The sequence below is a fragment of the Actinomyces timonensis DSM 23838 genome, assembly GCF_000295095.1.
Lineage (GTDB): Bacteria > Actinomycetota > Actinomycetes > Actinomycetales > Actinomycetaceae > Actinomyces > Actinomyces timonensis.
In genome coordinates this window covers 534,225-551,432 of sequence record NZ_JH806632.1, presented here as the reverse complement: position 1 = coordinate 551,432, position 17,208 = coordinate 534,225, and the positions used below count along the sequence as shown (strand labels likewise).

Below are 17,208 nucleotides of genomic sequence, written 5' to 3'. Positions count from 1 at the left end.
TCGTGCGCCATCCCGGCCCTCGCCTAGGGTGAGCGTCATGATGACAACATCCCCTGTGTGGTCGACGAGCGTTCCCACCACACTGCCGCTGCTCATCGTGGACGGGCGCGTGACCTCACTCCCCGTCTGGACGGCCCGCACCCGCGCCGAGCGCAACAAGGGCCTCCTCGGCACCGACGGCATCGCTGGAGCTCTCTGGATCACCCGCTGTAACTGGATCCACTGCTTCGGCATGCGCTACGCCCTCGATGTCATCTACCTCTCCAGAACAGGGCATGTCGCCGCCATGACCACCCATCGCCCCGGGCGCCTGGGCGCTCCCCGAGTCTCTGCTACTGCGGTCATCGAGATGGAGGCTGGCCAGGCCGAGGCGCTTGGCATCCATCGAGGCACAGTCATCACGACCACGGAGATGACAGGCGGCGGTTCGAGCATCGGAGGCTTCGGGCCGGTCGCCGAGTTCGGAGATGGTGCGGAGCCGGAGGCCTCACGGGCATGATGCACGGTGTCAATTGGCTTCTCGGGGCTGAGGTTGTTGTGGCCGTGGGGCTCGCAGCGGGTCCGATCGCACGATGGACCCGGAACTACGTTCACAAGCTGGCGTTTCCCGAAGGTTCGGTCAGGACCGGGGCGGCTGAGGACCTGTTGCTCACCGCGGCTGAGGACGCTGCCACGTCCCAGGCCGCGCAGAAGGACTCCGGCGGGTCGCGCTCCGACGATGCTGATGCTCACGCTGAGCCCGAGTGGCGGCCGACGCTGCGTCGCCGGTGGCTCCTCAACCCGCTTCCCCAAGGCCTCCTCGCCCTCACGACGTGCGGCGGAGTGGCGTGGTGGGGGGGGCAGACGGGAAGCCAAGTCCAGTCGGCCACTGCCCTACCGGTTGTTGCCCTGCTGGGCGTCGCCGCAAGCGCCGACGCCGTGGCCCATATCCTGCCCAATCGGCTCCTCGGTTCTGCAGCGCTCTGGCTCGCCGGCTGCGGCGTCATTGCTACGGCGATCACACCCGCGCTGGCGCACGATGCGCTGCGATCCGTGCTATGCGCACTGGCTGCCGGAGCAATCAGCCTCCTCGCCGCTCTACTCCGAACGGGCCTTGGCCTTGGCGATGTCAAGCTGTGCGCGGTCATCGGGCTCTGGCTCGGGTGGTACGGCGCGATGCCGCCGGCACTCGCTCTCTGGAGCGGGGTCATGCTCGGCGGGCTCATGGCTCTTGCCTTCCTCTCCCTGCGCCGGGCTGGTCGAAAGGATCCCATGGCGTACGGCCCCTACCTCATCGCGGGGGCGTTCCTCGTGTGGCCGCTGGCAGTGCCGTGACCGCCCCTAGCGTTGTCTGAGCCGTGCACATGTTGTCCGACCTCGTGGTTGACGAGGTTCACAGAGATGGGAAGCGGTACCCGTCGCGCGTGACCGTCCTGAGACCTAGAGTGGAGCCATCGAAACGGGAACGTGCTTCTGCTCAACCGAGCGCGCTCTCTCTCCCTTGTCCCTGTAGATCGATGACCGTGCTCGTCCTCGCTTCGAGAGCGCGGCGTCAGGAGGCCCTGCCCATGCTCGTGCTCACCGGAACCCGCCCTCACGCCGCTGTCGTCAGTGATGTCGACGCGCAGCAGGCGCTCGGGATCCTCGAGCAGACTGAGAGTGACTGGCCCGTTCTCTTGCTGTGCCGCAGTGGCGTGGATGAGCATGAGGCCCGTCTCGTGCGCACCTCGCTCGGGCGTCCAGGCCTCGGGGTGTTGGCGATCAACCAATCGGAGACCAGGTTCAAGCTTCTCGCCTACTGCGCGAGCAACGTGACGCCTCAGTTGCTCGCCCAGGTGCCCGCCGTGGTGGAACTCGCGCTGCGCGCGCTGCGCACGAGGGTCGTCCTCACCTCCGTATCCAAAGTGACAGCGCCCGCGCCGAGCCTTCTGCAGCACGTCCAAGGACTCCTCCCCGGATCGAAGTTCTGCCTTGACTTGGAGCAGTCCACCGTCAGTCGGGTGACCACGCCAGGATGGGAGCCGCCGACGAAGGCGAGCCTCAGCGTGTGGGCGGCGGACGATCATTCCGGACGGGTCAGCGGCGCCCTTGCCAGCATGGGGATCCATCGGGAGCAGCTCCTCCCTATCTCTCACACGTGGCCGGCGAAGAACTGGGCCGAGATGTCCTGGCTGACGATCGACCCCCGCGTCATCGTCTCCCGGGCGCTTGAGCACGTTTCTCGGGCGCGATGCGCGCGGTGTGGCAGTCCTGCGCTTCCCCAAGGATGCGTGCTCTGCGGAACCTGGCCCCATTTCCCTGTTCAGGATACGCGCGCCATCCCCGACGCCGTGCAGGCGGCACCAGCGACGAGGTCGTACCCCACGGGTCATGGTCGGCAGGCGGCCCCGTCGGCAGTCCCTGCCGCACCAGCCACAGCTCCGACTCATTCATCACCCCCCGCGCCGCCGCAGAGTCCACCATCGGTATCCGCAACACCAGCGAAGCCTCCTAGCCACTCCGCGCAGCCGCAACCGAACCTACCTGGTGCGCCCCATGCGCGCCCGTCCGATGCTGCTCACGCGGAACAACAGGCTCCTGCGTGGGCGAGGCCAATCGTCGTCACCAACTCGCCAAAGTCCGCTGCACCGACCTCCGCGCCACTGCCGCCGGCCTACGCCCCCACCCGATGAAGGAGAACAGATGAATCCGCGCCAGCGACGAGGAGTGTTACTCATCCTCGTCACCATCCTCGGAGCCGTGGTCACCTTCGGAGCGGTCTTCAGTTACGTCCAATCTGTCTCCTCGCAGGTCGGCCCGATGACCACCGTGGTCAAACTGTCTGGCGACGTCAACGAGCTCCAGGCAATCTCAGCATCCAACGTGGAAACCGTCGAAATACCTGAACGATGGGTTCCGGACGGTGCCATTAAGGACACCTCGGCGCTTGACGGCAAGGTGGCAGCGGGGGCCTACAAGAAGGGCGACACGCTCCAGGCGAGCATGCTCATCGATCCTCCTCAGCTCACGGAAGGATATCGGGAGGTCACCATCATGGTGGACTCGGAAACGGGCGTAGCAGGGCGCATTTCTCCTGGCGCGCGCGTCGACGTCATCTCAACCACGGAGGATTCGGAGAACAAGTCCCAGAACGCCTCGGTGATCATCCAGAATGCCCTCATCACCGAGGTGGGCGTGGCGACGGCAGTCCAGAAGAAGGACGGCGAAGGGAATTTTGAGCAGGAGAGTGAAAAGGTACCGGTCACGTTCTCGCTCACCCCGGAGGAGTCGCTCAAGCTCGCCTACGCGGAGAGCTTCTCCACGAAGGTTCGGCTCCTGCTTCGCCGCGACGGAGACGATTCAAGTGTCAGCAACCCTAACTATGGCTCGTCAACTGGCGCTGCCCCGGCAGGAGGTGGTCAGTGATGCAATTCCTGCTTACAGAAGACCATGACGTCAGGATGCAGGTCACCGCAGCGCTCTCGGAGGTCGAAGGGCTCAGCGGAATATCCGCGCTTGACTCTCTCGAGCGCCTGCGCGAGGAAGTGTCGGATGCGGATACGTCCTGCGTGCTCGTCGATGAGGGGCTCAGCTCCCTTCCAGCGCTGTCTGTGATTCAGGAATTGGCGCGTGCGCACCCGCTTGTTCCCATTGTCCTCCTAGCGCGCAGCCGCAGCGCCGAGACACTCACGGCTGCCATGGACGCCGGTGCGCGGACGGTGCTCGCGCTGCCACTGTCAGTAGAGGAGATCTCCAGCAGGCTCCAGCCTGTCCTCGAGTGGTCCCGCACGGTGCGAGCGAGCACGAGCGCGCCCGAGGACCTCATGCCCCGCGGTTTGGGATCAGTCGTCGCGTTTGTTGGTGCCAAGGGAGGAGTCGGCACATCCACACTGGCCTTGATGACTGCGGCACAGCTGGCGAGGAGAGGACGGACCTGTATCGTCGATCTAGACGTGCGATCGGGATGCATCGCGGCTATGTCTGGGATCACCGTGAGGCGCTCAATCACTGACCTCGTTGATATCGCGGCGGAGGCGAGCGCGCGTGAAGTCGCCGAGGTCATGTACCCGCTGCCCGGAGGCCTCGCTCTGCTTCCCGCGCCCGAGGCTAGCGAGGACGGAGAATCCCTCACGGATACGGCGGCACGCCAGATCATCTCGATGCTCAGGTATCAGTTCGACTACGTCATGATCGACTGCGGAAGCCGACTTGATGAGCTTCTCGCGATGGGCCTGGAATCAGCCGATCAGGTCCTCGTCGTGGCGACCCCGGATACGCCCGCTCTACGCGCCGTGCGGAAGCTTGAGGAATCGCTGGACCGCCTCGACATCGGCCGAGGAAGATCGAGGGCGCTCGTCCTCAATCGGACTAGCCGCCAGCGGGAGATTCAGCCGTCTTCCGCCTCGCGCATGTCTGGCATGCCCCTTGCCGTCTCTGTCCGCGACGTGACCGCACAAGCGGAGAATGCGTTCAATTCCTCGACGCTCCTCACGTCCAGCGTGGCAGAACTCTCCAAGGCGGGGGAGGAGCTCGCCAACACTGTCGTCACGTCCACAAACGCCGCAGGCAGTGTCACAACGCGTGGTGCCACGGACGCCACGGGTCATGACGGACTGAGTGAGCCCCAGGCCCATCAGACGAGTAAGCGCGGTGGACGTGCGCGGAGGCGCCGCTCGGCGCTCCGTCGCAAAGCGCGACCCGAGAAGGGGCAGATCATGGTCGAGTTTCCCGTGGTCTTCGCTCTTGCGACAATGGCGCTTCTTATGTGTATCCAAGGTTTAGGGTTCGGTATTTCATATATGTATGCGAACCATGCGGCGAAAGAGGCTGCGCATGCGTATGCCGTCGGAAAATCGGTTGAAGAGGTTCACGCGGTGGTCGCCCATGATCTTCCAGGTGTCTATGCCTCGGAGATGACGATCGAGCGTTCGGCCTCGAACAAGGTGACGGTGACTTTGCCGGTTCCATCCGTGATCGACGCTCATACAACCGCGTCGTCAGGAATTGTCTGGGAGAGATAGCATGCCTGGGAAATCTGTGCGCCGAGAAATGCAAAGCTGGTGGCCGTGCCTGCGAAGAAGACTCTTGCGGGAGGAGAAGGGGGTCCTCGACATCGAGCTGGTCGCCTTCGTGCCGATTCTCGTACTTGTCACGCTGTTCTTGGTCCAGGGCTTCCTCGCGGTCTCCACTGTCACCTCTGTGGAGTCCGCCGCTCGCGACGGTGCTCGGGCAGCGATGCTCGGACAAGCGCCCGGTGAGGCTGTCGAAAGGAGCCTGCCTGACTGGGTGAGGCTTGAATCAGTTTCGGACAACTGCGCTTCCGGAAGATGTGTCAGCGTCACGGCCAGGGTGCCGATCGGTCTCCCGTCGATCACGACGGAAGATGTCACTGTGACCCGCACGGCCTACTTCCCGGAGCGCTGAGATGGCACTGCAGGATCGCGTCGCGCCTTCGGAGCGCGGCACACGGCAGTCGGCGGGGAGCCGAGAAGATCTGGTCGCCGAGTACAGGAGCAGGCTCCTCGACGAGGTCGATCTCGATGAGGTCGCCGGTCTGGAGCAGGCCCAGCAGAGGGCTCGCCTGGAGAGGGTGCTGTCCCGATTGCTCTCGCTCGAGGGCCCGATCATGTCGCCACGGGAGCGGGCCTGGCTCATAAAGCGGGTCATCGATGATGCCGTTGGCCTTGGTGTCCTCGAGCCTCTTGTGGCCGACAGCAGCGTCACGGAGATTATGGTCAATGGCGCCGACGACGTGTTCGTCGAGCGCTCGGGGCGAATTGAGCGAGTGCCGACGCGCTTCACCTCGGAGGCCGACCTCTACCAGTTGATCGACAGGATCGTATCCTCGGTCAACCGGCGCATCGACGAGTCGAGTCCGATGGTCGACGCCCGTCTTCCTGGAGGCGAGCGTGTCAACGTCATTATCCCACCTCTCGCTCTCGATGGACCAACAATCACCATCCGGCGATTTCCGCAGCCCTTCAGGCTGGCCGATCTCGTTGCGCGCAGGTCGCTTCCTCAAGAAGCGGCCGACCTCCTGGGCTCGCTAGTCGAGGCGCGGCTCAACATCCTGGTTTCCGGCGGGACAGGTTCAGGAAAAACAACCTTCCTCAACGCCCTGTCTGGCGTGATCTCAGGCCGCGAGCGGATCATCACTATCGAAGACGCTGCTGAGCTATCCCTCCAGCAACCGCATGTGGTGCGCTTGGAGGCCCGGCCCCCCAACACTGAGGGGCGCGGTCAGGTGACGATCAGGGATCTTGTGCGTAACTCGCTGCGTATGCGGCCCGATCGGATTATTGTTGGCGAGGTCCGTGGTGGTGAGACGCTCGATATGCTCCAAGCGATGAACACAGGGCATGAGGGTTCCTTGACAACGGTTCACGCCAACTCCGCCGCGGACGCGCTGAGCCGGCTGGAGACCCTTGCCTCAATGTCCGATGTCGAACTTCCTGTGGAGACAATCCGTGACCAGATCAACGGCGCGATCGATGTGATCGTCCAGTTGGAACGCGACTCCGAAGGCGTGAGGCGGGTCTCGACTATTGAAACTGTCACCTCCCGTCATCGAGACGCCTACCAGACCTCCTCGATCCTTGAATACGTGCGCTCAGCTCGCAGAGGAGAAGGGAAGTTCGAGATGAGGTCGATCCCACACCAGATGGCTGATCGAGTGCTTCGCCATGGAGGAAGCTTGCCGATGGGACTCGCTGTGGAGGCCGCAGCATGAGCGGAATTGGCGCAATTCTTGTATCACTTACCGCCACTCTGGTGGCCGGTGGGGCGGCTTGCTTCGTATTCGGTATGGCGTCACAGCGTTCTGCGGAAGTCGCTGCGGCACTGGGCGCAGACGGTGGCGAGCGTGCCGGAGCTCTCAGACGGCTGGCGGCCAGAATTGACCGACTGCCCGTGCAGAATTCGTTTCGCCGACGCCTCGCAGGAGCGGGAATACAGTGGTCGTCGACAATCGTGCAGTCGGTCATCGCGCTCTTTTCAATTATTACGTTTCTCGGTGCACGGTATATTGTCGGGTATATCGCTGGCGGGGTCATTGCCTTAGCTGTCCCCGTAGCATTCAATATGTGGCTGAAACGGAAGATCCTGCGTCGGGCCGAAATGTTCATCGCGCAACTCCCCGAATTGTCGCGTTTTCTGTCCAATGGAACATCGGCGGGCCTTTCTGTCGAGCGATCGCTGGCCTTGGCCGCCAAAGAATTGCCTGAGCCGAGCCACACTGAGATCAATGACGTGGTCGCGCGGTTGAAACTGGGCTGGTCACTTGACGGTGCGCTGCAGGAGCTGTCGGCGAGACTGCCCTCCAGGGAACTCAATGTGCTCGTAAGGACTATCGTCATTCAATCGCGCTCCGGTGGCGCGCTCGTGGCGGCGCTTCAAGACATCGCTATTGCGCTGGAGGATCGCAAGCAACTGCACCGTCAGGTGCGAACCGCAGTTCTGGGAACAGCATTCGGTGCGTACATCGTTCCATGCATCGGCGCGGCCTCGGTGATTCTCCTCAACATGATGCGCCCCGGTGTTCTCGATGATATGGCCACATCGTTAGTCGGCCAGATCATTTTGGTGGTATCCGCAGTGTTCTTCGTCATCGGAGTTCTTCTCATGCGGCTTGTCTCGAGGGTTGAGGTGTGAGCTATGCTGCTGGCGTTGGGCGTGGCGTTGTTGTCGTTCGTGTATGTCTTGACGGCCGCCGCAGGAATCAGAATGGTTCGAGGCCACGATGCGGACTATCTTGGTGGCGATGGTTTGGAGGCGAGTAAGACCAAGGATGACGGTCTCTTCGTCAGGCTCCTTGACGCCGTAGGGCTGCGTGGCCAGCGACTCTTGCGCCAGCTGTATGGCCAGTCGAGGCTCCGCTCGCTCGACAGGCGGCTCAAGAATGCTGGCAACCCGGAAGGCCTTACGCTTGACCTCTTCATTCAGCGAGAGGCCGGGTTCCTTGTTCTCAGTGCGGTGATCTTCGCATTGATGTTACTGCTTGGGCATCCCTACATCGGCGCGACGATTGCTCTTATATTCTCCGGATGGATGTATCTGTGGTTGGCTCAAGCGGTACGCAAGAGGCAGGATTCGGTGAACAGGGACCTTCCTGATTTCCTGGAGGTGCTCGCCGTTACGGTTCGCTCGGGAATCCCTTTCCGAAGTGCTCTGGAAAGGGTCTGCGACTACTTCGACGGGCCAGTCGCCGAGGAGATGCGGATGGCCCTTCATCAGATGCGACTTGGGGTTGCTCGACGAGATGCCTTCGCTGCGACGCGAGAACGATGCCGCTCGGAGAATGTGGACGTCTTCGTCGGTGCCCTCCTGCAATCGGAGGAACTGGGCACACCGATTGGGGACGCTCTTAGTTCGATCGTGAGGGAGATCCGAAGAACGCGGGCGCAGCAGGTGCTTCAAGCGGCAGGCAAGGCGCAGCCGAAGGTTGCGCTCATCGCGACGGTGACGATGGTACCAGGGACCATGATCCTCATGATCGGCGGCTTCATCTTCGCGAATCGTGATGTCCTGGCAAAAATCCTGGGAGGATAAGTTGATGCCGCCGCATCAGGCCTCGAGCGAATCCCTGCTTCGAGTTGTCAACGACCGAGGGGTCATGGATGCGCTCGGTGTAGTGACGGTGGCCCGGATGGGAGTCTTGTTCGCTGGCGAGGTACTCCTCCTCGGATCGAGGGCGCCCTATGCCACGGCTCTTCTGCCGGTGCTGGCGACCGCCGTGTGCTGGGCGTGCTATCAAGGGCTCAGGAGGCGTCTACCGTTATTTCTTCACGATTGGTTCCTCACTTGCGTTGATCTCGTCGTGGGCTGTCTGCTGCTGCTGAGCGCCGTCAGTTACGCGGACAACCTCCGTGCGCTTTGGTCCTCCTACGCGCTCGTCTCGGCAGTGTTTATCGGACTTGCGATGTCATCGCTCTGGCCTGCGGTATGGGCCTCAGGAATCATCTCATGGATCGCTGTTTGCGGCGTTGCCGGAGATTCTGTGAGGGGAAGCTCGTTTCTAATGAGCCTTGGGATAGTGTCGAGCGTCGTGCTGGGCAACAAATGGAGGCGGAAAGTGTGGGATATCGGCGAGCTCTCAGCTGAGGTCGCCAGCGCGCGCGAGGAACGCCGGGCCATGGCTGAGCGCCTTTCGATAGCGAGAGATCTCCACGACTCGCTTGCGAAAAGTGTTCACGGAATAAGAATGCTCTCCGAGACCCTGGATGGCGCCCTCCGCGAGGAGGGCCATACGTGCGCGCTTCTCTCCCGCACACTGTTCGAGTCGGCGGACGAGGCTAGCCGAGAGGCCCGTATTGTATTGGATGGGCTCCGCGTGGGGGGTGAGGACAATACTGTTGCGGCGCTTGAAGAAGCGGTCGTCCGTTGGGGCGATCGCTCATCGATCACACCCGTGTTCGATATTGACAGCACGTTGGGCGCTCTTCGTTCAACCCCAGAAGCGATGTGGCAGTTGCATCGCATCGTCGGAGAGGCCCTCGTGAACGCCGAGAAGCATTCTGGTGCGCGGCATGTGTATTTCACCGCGAAGCGGCTCGGGGAGGATCTGCTCATTGAGATCTCTGATGATGGTCGCGGCCTTCCCGCCTCAGTGATCGCTGATAAGGGCAGAGTCGGCCATTATGGCTTTCAAGGAATGAAAGAGCGGGCGGATTCTCTCGGAGCGTGGCTCGAGGTTTCATCCCGCTCGGAGAATGGTGACGGCCTGTGTTTGAGGCTGGTTGTCCCACTGCGAGCGCTCAGTATGTCGAGGAGGTAGAGCGTTGAAAATAATGGTTGTTGACGATAATGCCATCGTTCGCGCTGGATTGCGCGCGGTCCTGGATCGAGTGGAGGCCGTGACGGAGGTTGTCGAAGCCGCGGACGCGTTCGCCGCGCTCGAGGTTGCCGCCGGTGCCCAGCCTGACATTTGCCTTCTCGACGTGAGGATGCCGGGGCGCTCTGGACTGGACGTCCTTCCTGAGCTGGCTGAGCGCATGAGTGTCATCATGCTGACATCGATGACGGAGCCGGAGCTCATTCGCCGGTCGCTGGCCGCGGGAGCGCGCGGGTACCTCGTGCATGGGCAGCTCGGTGTCAATGAGGTCGCGGGCGCGATCGAGACCTGCGCGCGGGGTGGTCTCGTCCTGGGACGCGAGGCGGCCGAGATCGTCCTCAATCCTACTGGAACCGGGGAAGCGAACCCCTTGCGCTCCCTCGTGACGGATCGGGAGGCGGAGATGCTCGAGCTGGCCGCCGACGGCTGCTCCAACAAGGAGATCTCCGCTCGCCTGTACCTGTCTGAGCGCACTGTGAAGAACTACCTCAACGCCGCGTACCCGAAGATCGGCGTCCACACCCGCGCCGAGGCGGTGGCTGCTTGGCTCAAGGCGAGGCAGGGGCGCTGAGGGGCGCGGGAGGGGGCGCAGGAGGGGGCGGCTGCCCCTGGGCGGTGGGGCGGACGACCGCGTAACTTTCTTCATGTCACGGGGACCTGGCTGGTTCCCACCATCGATCCACTTCTACGGAGGTCATCATGAACAACAACACCCTGCTCCGCCTTCAGGTCCGCATTCAGACCGCCTGGACCAACTTCCGCTACAGCGAAAAGGGACAGACGATGGTCGAGTACGCTGGCGTCGCTCTCGTGGTCGCCGCGATCATCGCCGCTGTCGTCGCCGCCGTGAAGGGCGACAGCAGCATCGGCAAGGCGATCACCAGCAAGATTTCGAAGGCGATCAAGGGTCTGCACTGACTCGCTGAGTCTTGCCTGAATGGGCGCGGGGTGTTACTCCCCGCGCCCATTCGGTGTTCCGAGAGTGAAATCACTGGTGCTGGGCGCGTATCGGTGCTAGGTTGGCATCGTAGGTTGTCGTCGGCGTCTTCAGGAGGATGGTTTCATGAGTGTGAGTCGACGCGCGGTCATCGGATACCCGGTGCTGGCGGCTGGGAGCGCGCTGTGGCTGGCTGCTTGTTCCGATGACACTTCCTCTGGTGGTGATCAAACCCCTGGTCCAACTGGCTCGATGGGCGCTGGATCATCTGATTGGCAGTCCTTCTCGGGCAGCATGATGGGGCATTCCGTCACTGTGGGCGTGGCTCCATTGGTGCGCATGGACGATTCGACGACGATGCTTCCATTGAAGATCACAAGGTCGGCAGACGATGGTAACACCGGAGCCTTCGACATCTCCGAGGTCTGGAGTCGTTTCGAGCCCAATCAACCGCTGTCGCTCGTACGTGTCATCGATGCTGGCGGACTGCGCCTTTGGGATCCCATTAATGAGGCTTCTATCGACGAAGAGCTCAGAGGTCTTCAGCCCGGCAACGAGCTCGTTCGGGGGGTCGTCTTTGGCGCTGTCGATGCAGCCCAGGTGACAGTGTCTCTCCCAATGATCGGATTTCCGGTTGTGAACGTGGTCGAGAAGGCGGAGGCGGAGTCGGCTCTGGGCCTGGATCTCGCGTCTCTTTTCGAGGGGATTGAAGTCGCCGAGAAGGGTGGAGGGCAGGATTCGGCAGGAGATCCCCGGGCTCCGTTGAACGTCGAGGTATTCACTAGGTCTCTTGACACCTCGACTCAGAGTCGTACCACTACCGCCACGGTGACCACGATTCTTTCCAGTGACGTGACATTCGAGTTCGGCAAGTACGATCTCACCGCTCAAGCCGATGCGCAGCTGCAGATCGTGGCCGACCAAATCGCCTCCTACTCCGGCGGTGGGGACATGAGCATCGTCGGGCATACTGACGATGTTGCGGACGAGGCCTTCAACCAGACCCTTTCCGAGCAGAGGGCCGCCGCCGTTCACAAGCGCCTGGGCGAACTGGCCGATCTTTCCTCCTGGACGGTGAGCGAGGAGGGCAAGGGTGAGACTGAGCCCGCCGTTGAAGGTGATGATGAGGCTGCTCGCGCCATTAATCGTCGAGTAGTTGTGACGCTCACGCCCGATGGGGGCACGGAGGCCGCGTCGTCGGCTTCAGCGTCGCCTTCCGCCGCCAGGTCTGGCGGCTCGGTCCCTGAGGCGAAGGGCCCTGTGGGCAAGGGGCCTGACGGGGTGACTGTGAATTCCATCGATGGTCAGAGCAGTGTTACTATCTCTTTGGAGAAGGTGGCAAGACGGGGCAAGTATCTTTTCGGGGTCGCCCAGGTCTCGGGGGTTCCTGGCGCGGACGGCCCGGCTCTTACGGACTGGCTGAGCGACAGTTCTGCGGGGCTCTTCGAGGATAGTCGCTCGGAGGATTCTGCCGGCGCATTCCTCCCCAAAGGAGCTAATGGTCTTGATCTGATCGCCGGGGACCGCCGCTACTCGCCCTGCGACTACGTTCCTCTCGGTGCCGAGCGGCACTCGACACTCGCCGAACTCCGCGTGGAAGGCAGTCTGAGCGGTAATACTGGAATATGTGTGATCTGGCCTGATATGGGACAAGATTCCGTGATCCTTGATCGCGCCCCTGCAGCTGGCGTCGCAAGTGGGACGGTTGTTGATCTTCCCTGGCGCCTTACCGACATCCCCGTCGTCGACGAATGAGGTGAAAGCCATGGGACAACGATCTCGTTTGAACCTGCGCCGGGCGATGAGACTCCGGCTGCGTGAGGGGGAGCGTGGAAGCATCCTCCCGTACGTGAGCGTCGCCGTCATGCTCCTCGTGGCGGTCGCCTTTGGCCTCATGGTGGGCTTTGGCTCCCTCTTCGCCCAGGCCCGTACCGCCTCCACCGCATCTGACGCGGCGGCGCTCGGCGCCGCGCGGGCGTGGGCCAAGAGCATCGAGGGCATGCATGACGATGCCGCCGACGCCAAGAACGACGAGGAGCTCTGGAGAGGCACCGGCAAGACCCTCGACTCCTACGCCGACTCGGGCCTGCGCGCTGCGGCCGAGCACTACGCCGAGCTCAACGATGCCACCGTCACCTCCATGTCCGTCGACGCCGCCCATCGGCAGGTCACTGTCTCCGTGCGCTCCAACTCCTCCGTCGAGGGCACGGACAAGAAGATGACCTCCACGTCCACCGCCGAGATCGTCCTCGACAAAGGGGTCTGCCTCGACCACGGCAAGGTCGGCCTCGTGGTCAAAGGCAAATGCCAGACCAAAGCCCCCGAGCCCGATGCGGGCAATGCGCCAGGGAAGAAGGCCACGCCCTCACCCAGCCCTGCCCCGTCCTACAGCCCCCCGAAGGGCTTCGAGAACCACGTGAAGATCTCCACACGCCTCGTCGCCTGACGGCGCGCACCCAGCATCATCCCACCACGGGATCGCGCATGGGCCCTCCTCCCCATCCCCGGTGATAGCGCTGGACATCCGCCACGCGCTGCGGGTTACGATCGAGTCACGGCGCTTCGCGCTGCTGACGACCCCAGGACCCGTTGCCGAGGATGAGGAGCCCCCATGCCACAGGACGCGACGCTCGGCTGGCGGGTGGCACGTCGACAGTCGCGCTCCGCGAGTCTCAGCCCACTCGCGCCAACCCCCGCGCCATCGAACTCAGGAGCTGCGGCAGGCACCGCCTCAGCGATTCAGAAACTCACTGCTGGCTACTCCGCCGCAGCAGGCGCCGCCGACCCCACGGACCCGCTCGCCGATGTCTTGGCCGCCATGCTCCGCACCCAGGCCCAAGACGCCTGCACCCCCTCGGACACAGCTTGCCTGGCAAAGTCGCCCGCGACCGGCTCGCAGGGGAACAACCTCGGCGCTGGCCGCCTCCGCACCGCCCACCGCCCGCCCAGCCCCCTCCTCGAAGGCCTCGTCAACGCCTCCGGCTCCACGATCACTTTGGCGACACCGGCGAGCACCGCTCCTGCGTCAGGCGGTGCTCCTGAGATCGGGGGAGCATCCCCAACAGCCACCCCGACCCCCGCGCCAAGCGCCACTCCCACCCCCACCGCTGGCGCGTCAGCGGACCCAAGCGCCTCCCCAGGCGCTGACCAGCAGGCCGCTCCAGCACTGCTCCGGCACAGCGACGCCGTCGGCTACCGGCGCTCCACCACCGACGCGCAACCCGACGGCACAGCCGCCGTCTCCCACACGCTCAGCTACACCGCCCTCGTCCCCCCGCCCCCCGCCGACCACACCGACCCATGGACGGCATTCACCACAATTCCGCCCACCGCTGCGGACCAACGCATCTGCCTGGGGCGCCTCACCCTGGCCTACGACCGGGGCGCCGACCTCGACAGCATCACCTTCACCCACGCCGTCGAGGGGCCAGCCGACGGGGCCCTGTCCAGCATCGCGGCCCAGACCCCCGTCACCTCCCTCATCACCACCACCCTCAACGTCACCCAACTGGGCAGCGGCGACCACGACACCGCCATCACCTGGGCACGCACCATCGCGCTCGCCTCAGGCGCGCTGACCATCCCCCTGACGGCGCTCGCCGGTCCCGCCACCCAGAGCGGCGGTTTCGCCGACCTCCTCGACAAGAAGGCCTCCTCCACCCTCACCATCCTCCAAGGCTCAGCGATCACCGACCACGGAGGAGTAGCGGCGCTCGCGAAGGGCTGGACCGCCTCCACCCTCAGCGCCGACCACGGGCAGCTGGCCCAGCAGGCGCTGTGACCCCAAACCCCCGTCCCTGAAACAATGAGGAGCATTCCCAGCACCATGGCCACCACCACCCGCCGAGGAGTCCTGAGCCTCATCCTCCCCGTCCTGCCCGAGCCGCTCGCCACACAGGACGAGCAGGGCACCCCCACCCCGGAGCCGTCCACCGCAGCCACCGCGCAAGCCACAGCGCCAGCGACGACAGCCCCCGCCGCATCGCCATCCGCCGGAGCCCAGAGCACTGCCGCCCAATCCGGGCTCATGACGCTTACCGCGGCCCCTGGCCTACTCCTATCCATCCCGGCGGAGGCCTACACCTGCGCGCCAGTCACCTACGACGACGGCATGTGGCAGGTCACCTACTCCACCGAGAGCCAAGCCCTGAGCGTCGTCGTTGAGTACTACCCCGCGGGCGCCAAGTCGGCCGCCAGCATCCTCGCCGCCGAGCAGGCGGCCCTCGCAGGCCAGGGGATCACCGCCACCCCCGGGACCACGACCCTGACGAACGGCACGGCGGTCTCCACGCTGGCTTGGAGCGCCCCCGCGATCCCCCCATGGGCGCAGGACGACACCGCGGCCTCCGCCCCTATCACCGCCTCAGGGATCTTTGCGGACGGGCCGGGCGGCGCCAGCTACGCCGTGCACGCGCTCTACGACGGCGCGCGGCAGACGACCTCTCAACTGGCCTCCACCATCACCGCATCGATGGAGGTGAGCGCGGCATGACGGAACCGATCGCGGCTCCACCGCCCCCAGAAGAGCGCTGGCAGAACCTCGCCCGCCAGGAAGAGCAGGCGCGCCGGCGCCGGAACCTCATCCTCACCGGTGCCGGCGCCGCCGGAGTCGGGGTGATCGGCCTCGGAGCACTCTCCATGTGCGGGGGCCCCACCACGGCCCCCAATGACGGCAAGACCGCCATGGACGACGTCGTCCAGCCCTACTCGCCCAGCCCAGGGCCGAACGAGGCCCCCTCGAACTGGCAGCAGATCAACGCCTCGGGGATCACGTTCAGCCTGCCGGCCACGGCCGTCGGCCCCTCGCCCCACCCGGACTGGGGCCTCTACACCATGTCCTATGACGTCCCATCGTCCGATCAGGCCGGCTGGCACCGAGTCATGATCTCAGCCGCCGATGCGAGCACCACCGCGGCCGGCCTCCGCCAGACAACCGACCTCGCCAACTCCGGACTCATCGAGGGCTACGCGGAGATCACCCGGGTGCGCTGGCAGCTGGAGTCGCAATCCGTCGTGGAGCGAGTCGCCTTCGTGTGGGGCTCCGAGGGCGCCTTCTACGGGTGGACATGGATCATCGCCTCGTCCAGCGCGGCAGGTGTGGTCACGCTCCTCGGCAGCGTCCTCGACGACGGGCTGCGTAACGGGATCGAGGACACCCTCGCCATGACCAGGAGGACCCGATGACGACGATCACCAGGCGCGCCGGGATGAGCGCGAGTGCCGCGACTGCTGTGGGCCTCACCCTCGCCGCCTGCGCCGGGGGCTCAGCGGCGGGATCGGACTGGGACAGTGTGGAGGACGGCGATCTGCGCGCCATCGTCCCCTCGGGCTGGGACCGTTCCTCCCTCTCCTCGGGACTGTGGGGGAGCAGATGGGTCTCCCCGAAAGACCCCTCCGGGATCCTCCTGACCGCGGCGAAGGTGTCCGCCTCCAGCCCCGCCGACGCCGTGGATCTCGCCATGCACGCGGCCCGCGCCACCACGCGCGGCTTCCTGCCCGTGGGCACCAGGCGGGCGGTCTCCGACGGCTCGACGACCCTCGTCCGCCAGGACTACAGCATCACTTGGCCCCACGCGAGCAAGGGCGCGATCTGGGCGGTCAGCAACGGCGGCAGGATCGCCCTGGTGGACTTCTCCGGCGAGGGCATCACGAGCGACCAGCTCCATACCCTCGGCCGCTGGATCGAGCTCACGTAGGCGGTGGGGTGGAGTCTCGCCCTCTCCTACTGGTTGTGGCGCGAGATGATCGTCTGCGGGCGATGGGCGTCCTGCTGCGCATTGTGAGGACTGCGATAGGGCGTTGCTTGGGGTGCTCGCCCCTCGTCGGAGTGTCGGCTCGGATCTAGGGTCAGATCCATGACGACGACGTCCCCTGTGTGGTCCTCTGATGATCCCTCCGTATTGCCGCTCCTGATCGTGGACGGTCGTGTGACCTCACTCCCCGTCTGGACGGCCCGCACTCGCGCCGAGCGCGACAAGGGGCTCCTCGGCACCGACGGCATCGCTGGAGCTCTCTGGATCACCCGCTGCAACTGGATCCACTGCTTCGGCATGAGGTACGCGCTCGAGGCCGTCTACGTCTCCAGGACGGGGCAGGTTGTCTCCATGGCCACCCACCGGCCCGGGCGCATGGGCGCTCCACGGGTTTCGGCCGCGGCCGTGATCGAGATGGAGGAGGGGCAGGCCGAGGCACTCGGCATATGGCGGGGCTCCATCATCACCACGACGGAGACCACGACCGGCAGCAGTCTTCTCCCGGACGCTCTACCGGGCGCCGAGCACTCCTATGCCCCAACTCCTCCTGTGCCCCAGGCGGCCCTGCGGGCATGATGCGCGGATGAGTTGATTCCTCGCTGCTGAGGCGGCCACTGCGGTCGTGCTTGCCGCGGGCCCCATCGCTGGCTGGGCTCGGCGCCACGCGCACCCACCCGCCGCCGCGGGCCGCCCAACACACATCACTGTACCCACCCCACACACCCCGATCC

The 17,208-nt window shown here is 64.6% G+C and carries 18 protein-coding genes; all 18 read left to right on the top strand.

The window, feature by feature from the left end; translation table 11 throughout:
• Positions 1-37: 37 nt before the first annotated feature.
• The 18 genes from A1QA_RS13140 (at position 38) to A1QA_RS13125 (ending at position 17,053) form a co-directional block, all read left to right on the top strand.
• Positions 38-499 (top strand): DUF192 domain-containing protein, encoded by a 462-nt coding sequence (locus tag A1QA_RS13140; RefSeq protein WP_082181103.1) that lies wholly within the window; start codon positions 38-40, stop codon positions 497-499.
• A complete protein-coding gene (locus A1QA_RS13135; RefSeq protein WP_017177352.1) occupies positions 496-1,314 on the top strand; it encodes a prepilin peptidase in 819 nt (272 codons plus the stop codon). Before A1QA_RS13140 ends, A1QA_RS13135 begins: the two co-directional genes overlap by 4 nt.
• A gap of 1,347 nt (positions 1,315-2,661) precedes the next feature.
• Positions 2,662-3,384: a Flp pilus assembly protein CpaB gene (gene cpaB / locus A1QA_RS0102480; protein WP_043507985.1), complete on the top strand. Its 723-nt coding sequence runs from the start codon at positions 2,662-2,664 to the stop codon at positions 3,382-3,384.
• Complete coding sequence (locus A1QA_RS0102475; protein ID WP_154652201.1) at positions 3,384-4,979, top strand: CpaE/TadZ family protein; 1,596 nt, start codon at positions 3,384-3,386, stop codon at positions 4,977-4,979. The genes cpaB and A1QA_RS0102475 overlap by 1 nt, the downstream gene beginning before the upstream one ends.
• 64 nt (positions 4,980-5,043) lie before the next feature.
• Entirely contained in the window at positions 5,044-5,382 is a 339-nt protein-coding gene (locus A1QA_RS0102470; RefSeq protein ID WP_017177349.1) for a TadE/TadG family type IV pilus assembly protein, read from the top strand.
• A gap of 1 nt (position 5,383) precedes the next feature.
• Positions 5,384-6,688, top strand: a complete 1,305-nt coding sequence (locus A1QA_RS0102465) for a TadA family conjugal transfer-associated ATPase (RefSeq protein WP_017177348.1) — start codon at positions 5,384-5,386, stop codon at positions 6,686-6,688.
• Positions 6,685-7,608, top strand: a complete 924-nt coding sequence (locus A1QA_RS0102460; RefSeq protein ID WP_026048624.1) for a type II secretion system F family protein — start codon at positions 6,685-6,687, stop codon at positions 7,606-7,608. Before A1QA_RS0102465 ends, A1QA_RS0102460 begins: the two co-directional genes overlap by 4 nt.
• A 3-nt stretch (positions 7,609-7,611) precedes the next feature.
• Positions 7,612-8,505, top strand: coding sequence for a type II secretion system F family protein (locus A1QA_RS0102455; protein WP_017177346.1), 894 nt, complete (start codon positions 7,612-7,614; stop codon positions 8,503-8,505).
• 4 nt (positions 8,506-8,509) lie between these two features.
• Entirely contained in the window at positions 8,510-9,730 is a 1,221-nt protein-coding gene (locus A1QA_RS0102450; RefSeq protein WP_017177345.1) for a sensor histidine kinase, read from the top strand.
• Between the two features lie 13 nt (positions 9,731-9,743).
• On the top strand, positions 9,744-10,358 hold the full coding sequence (locus tag A1QA_RS0102445) for a response regulator transcription factor (protein ID WP_017177344.1): 615 nt from the start codon (positions 9,744-9,746) through the stop codon (positions 10,356-10,358).
• Positions 10,359-10,486: 128 nt separating this feature from the next.
• The gene (locus A1QA_RS0102440) at positions 10,487-10,705 is read left to right on the top strand and encodes a hypothetical protein (protein ID WP_017177343.1); all 219 of its coding nucleotides are present in this window, start codon (positions 10,487-10,489) and stop codon (positions 10,703-10,705) included.
• Positions 10,706-10,850: 145 nt separating this feature from the next.
• Positions 10,851-12,479: an OmpA family protein gene (locus tag A1QA_RS0102435; protein WP_082181101.1), complete on the top strand. Its 1,629-nt coding sequence runs from the start codon at positions 10,851-10,853 to the stop codon at positions 12,477-12,479.
• 94 nt (positions 12,480-12,573) lie between these two features.
• Positions 12,574-13,170, top strand: coding sequence for a hypothetical protein (locus A1QA_RS0102430; protein ID WP_154652200.1), 597 nt, complete (start codon positions 12,574-12,576; stop codon positions 13,168-13,170).
• A 372-nt stretch (positions 13,171-13,542) separates the two neighbouring features.
• The gene (locus A1QA_RS13130) at positions 13,543-14,505 is read left to right on the top strand and encodes a hypothetical protein (protein WP_154652199.1); all 963 of its coding nucleotides are present in this window, start codon (positions 13,543-13,545) and stop codon (positions 14,503-14,505) included.
• Between the two features lie 24 nt (positions 14,506-14,529).
• Entirely contained in the window at positions 14,530-15,216 is a 687-nt protein-coding gene (locus A1QA_RS0102420) for a hypothetical protein (protein WP_154652198.1), read from the top strand.
• Positions 15,213-15,908: a hypothetical protein gene (locus A1QA_RS0102415; protein ID WP_017177339.1), complete on the top strand. Its 696-nt coding sequence runs from the start codon at positions 15,213-15,215 to the stop codon at positions 15,906-15,908. Before A1QA_RS0102420 ends, A1QA_RS0102415 begins: the two co-directional genes overlap by 4 nt.
• The gene (locus A1QA_RS0102410; RefSeq protein ID WP_017177338.1) at positions 15,905-16,420 is read left to right on the top strand and encodes a hypothetical protein; all 516 of its coding nucleotides are present in this window, start codon (positions 15,905-15,907) and stop codon (positions 16,418-16,420) included. The genes A1QA_RS0102415 and A1QA_RS0102410 overlap by 4 nt, the downstream gene beginning before the upstream one ends.
• A 231-nt stretch (positions 16,421-16,651) precedes the next feature.
• Entirely contained in the window at positions 16,652-17,053 is a 402-nt protein-coding gene (locus tag A1QA_RS13125; RefSeq protein ID WP_244266051.1) for a DUF192 domain-containing protein, read from the top strand.
• Positions 17,054-17,208 lie beyond the last annotated feature (155 nt).

Coding starts and splice junctions, on each gene's coding strand:
- A1QA_RS0102415 (WP_017177339.1), top strand. CDS start 15,213: ATGACGGAACCGATCGCGGCTCCACCGCCCCCAGAAGAGCGCTGGCAG.
- A1QA_RS0102440 (WP_017177343.1), top strand. CDS start 10,487: ATGAACAACAACACCCTGCTCCGCCTTCAGGTCCGCATTCAGACCGCC.
- A1QA_RS0102460 (WP_026048624.1), top strand. CDS start 6,685: ATGAGCGGAATTGGCGCAATTCTTGTATCACTTACCGCCACTCTGGTG.
- A1QA_RS0102435 (WP_082181101.1), top strand. CDS start 10,851: ATGAGTGTGAGTCGACGCGCGGTCATCGGATACCCGGTGCTGGCGGCT.
- A1QA_RS0102450 (WP_017177345.1), top strand. CDS start 8,510: ATGCCGCCGCATCAGGCCTCGAGCGAATCCCTGCTTCGAGTTGTCAAC.
- A1QA_RS0102420 (WP_154652198.1), top strand. CDS start 14,530: ATGAGGAGCATTCCCAGCACCATGGCCACCACCACCCGCCGAGGAGTC.
- A1QA_RS13135 (WP_017177352.1), top strand. CDS start 496: ATGATGCACGGTGTCAATTGGCTTCTCGGGGCTGAGGTTGTTGTGGCC.
- A1QA_RS0102475 (WP_154652201.1), top strand. CDS start 3,384: ATGCAATTCCTGCTTACAGAAGACCATGACGTCAGGATGCAGGTCACC.
- A1QA_RS0102465 (WP_017177348.1), top strand. CDS start 5,384: ATGGCACTGCAGGATCGCGTCGCGCCTTCGGAGCGCGGCACACGGCAG.
- A1QA_RS0102410 (WP_017177338.1), top strand. CDS start 15,905: ATGACGACGATCACCAGGCGCGCCGGGATGAGCGCGAGTGCCGCGACT.
- A1QA_RS0102445 (WP_017177344.1), top strand. CDS start 9,744: ATGGTTGTTGACGATAATGCCATCGTTCGCGCTGGATTGCGCGCGGTC.
- A1QA_RS0102455 (WP_017177346.1), top strand. CDS start 7,612: ATGCTGCTGGCGTTGGGCGTGGCGTTGTTGTCGTTCGTGTATGTCTTG.
- A1QA_RS13130 (WP_154652199.1), top strand. CDS start 13,543: ATGCTCCGCACCCAGGCCCAAGACGCCTGCACCCCCTCGGACACAGCT.
- A1QA_RS13140 (WP_082181103.1), top strand. CDS start 38: ATGATGACAACATCCCCTGTGTGGTCGACGAGCGTTCCCACCACACTG.
- cpaB (WP_043507985.1), top strand. CDS start 2,662: ATGAATCCGCGCCAGCGACGAGGAGTGTTACTCATCCTCGTCACCATC.